Source organism: Mesorhizobium sp. M0040 (genome assembly GCF_040323505.1).
Lineage (GTDB): Bacteria > Pseudomonadota > Alphaproteobacteria > Rhizobiales > Rhizobiaceae > Mesorhizobium.
This window is the reverse complement of the sequence record NZ_JAMYVA010000021.1, coordinates 87,501-89,652: the sequence shown is the minus strand read 5'-3', so window position 1 is coordinate 89,652 and position 2,152 is coordinate 87,501. Positions and strand designations below refer to the sequence as shown.

The following is a 2,152-nucleotide window of genomic DNA, read 5'->3' as shown; positions in this document are numbered from 1 at the left end:
GGTTATCGCCGGTGTCGACCGCGGTCATGACGGGGGTCGAGGACAAGGATACGGGTGCGGCCTCGGGCATCAACAACGCCGTCTCGCGCATCGGCGGCCTGATTGCCGTGGCGGCGATGGGATCGCTGGCGGCCTGGGTCTATGCTGGCGTGCTCGGCACCGCTGCCGGCTCCGGCATTCCGGGTTTCGGCGAACCGCCGCCAGCCGGCCTGGCGCCCGGCCTCGATGCGGCACGACTTGCCGCCAGCGACGCGGCATTCGCCGCCGTTGCCGCGGTGACCGCGCTGCTTTGCCTGTTTTCGGCAATCACCGCGTGGACGACGGTTTCCGGCGAGCGGCTGCCATGGGCGCGCGACACGGCGAATCAGCAGGGCTGACGACGAAAAACGTCGGCTCAGCCTTCGATCTTGGCGCTCGCGACCTTCAACTGATTGCTGTCTTCCTGCTTGAGCAGGTCGTCGATGCGTTCGCGCTCGCGCTTGAAGGCGACGAGGTCGTCGCCCTTCAGCGTCTTGCCGACCGGTAGGCGGACGCGCATCGAATCGACCTTTGTGCCGTTGACGATCAGTTCGTAATGAAGATGCGGACCGGTGGAGAGGCCGGTTGAGCCGAGATAGCCGATAACCTGACCCTGGCGAACGCGAACACCCGGCTCGATGCCTTTGGCAAAGGCGCTCTGGTGATTGTAGGACGTCTCGTAGCCATTGGCGTGACGCAAGATGATCTGCTTGCCATAGCCGCCGGCCCAGCCGGCCTTTTCGACGACGCCGTTGCCCGCGGCAATGATCGGCGACCCCACGGGAGCCGCCCAGTCGGTGCCGGTATGCATTTTCACATACCCCAAAATGGGGTGGCGCCTGGCACCGAACCCGGACGTAAACCGGCCATTGGGCAAGGGATTGCGCAGCAGAAACTGCTCGGCGCTGCTGCCGTTTTCGTCGAAATAGTCGGTGCTGCCGTCCTGCATCTGGAAACGGTAGAAATTTCGCGTCGTGCCGCCGAAAGTCGCGGAGACGTAAAGCAGCTCGGATTCGTCGGACGCCTGGTCGTCGCCATCGGGCTGCGAGAACAGCACCTCGATACGATCCGTGGGATTGAGGCGCGACTGGAAGTCGACACCGGATGCCAGCAACTTGATCAGCCGCTGCGTCATCGCCTTCGACATGCCGTAGGAATAGGCGGTGCGGTAGATGCCGTCATAGACGTTCGGCAGGTTGCCGCGCACTATGGGCGCAGGCGAATCGTCGAACGCCGTCAGCAATTCGGGATTTGGCTCCGGCTCCTGCGCCGGCACGTACTGGTCGTGGTCGTCGAGCGCGATGGTGACGATGTGCTGGGTCCTGTCGTACACGCTGGTGCGAACGATCTTGGCGGCGTCGCCATGGACCTCGAGCCCAACGCGCAGCACGGTTCCTGCCTTGAGGGCCGTGGCATTCAGCAATTTGGCGATCGCCTCGGCCATTCCGGTGGCATCCTCGCCGGTATAGCCCGAATCAGCGAAGGCCTCGGCAATGTCGAGATCCTTGGTGAAGGGGATGATTTCCTCGGCGAAAGCCGGCGCCTGGTCGTCGATGGCGGCGCGCGGCGACACCGAGACGTTTTCCGGGACGATCTTGACGTCATAGGAGCCAGCCATGCTTTCGGCGAAGCCGTCACCGAATCGCTGTGGGTCGACATAATGCAGCGAAGCGACCTGGACAGCGCCGTCGCTCAGATCGGTACCGGCCTCGCGCACGACCTTTTCCACCTCGTCGGCAGAAAGGTCGCTCTTTTCGTCGAAGGCCGCCGTCTCGATCGGGAAATCGACGGTCTTCAAGCTCATCTCGCTTTCGACCTTGGCGCCATAGATCTGGCTGGCGGCGGCGGCTGCCGGCTGGGCGGCATTGTCGTCGCCATTGCCAAACACCTGCATCGGGTCGAAAGGCGGATAGGCCCGGCTGGTCGTGTGACCGGCGGCAAGCGCCATCTTGATCTGCACGAAAGGCATGGTGTGGATGACATCGCGGTCGCCAACCTTGGTCACCATCGACACTTCCATGCGCCGGCGATCCTTGGCTTTGGCGATCTGGCGCAGCGCGACCAGCCGTGTCGTCTTGGCGATCTCACCGGAATCGTCGCCACTGGCAAGGCTGATCAGTTCGGCGATCTCGGG

1 protein-coding gene and 1 pseudogene (1 of these 2 running past the window's edge) are annotated in these 2,152 nt (G+C 63.7%); one reads left to right on the top strand and one right to left on the bottom strand.

Annotation, left to right across the window (positions count from 1 at the left end):
• Positions 1–377: pseudogene (locus tag NKJ91_RS19245) on the top strand (MFS transporter); the annotation flags it as partial.
• A gap of 17 nt (positions 378–394) precedes the next feature.
• On the opposite strand, the gene NKJ91_RS19240 reads toward NKJ91_RS19245, so the two are convergent.
• Positions 395–2,152: the 3' portion of a M23 family metallopeptidase gene (locus NKJ91_RS19240; RefSeq protein WP_352456840.1), read on the bottom strand. It continues 201 nt past the right edge of the window; only the last 1,758 of its 1,959 coding nucleotides appear in the window; its start codon lies off the right edge, out of view; the stop codon is at positions 395–397.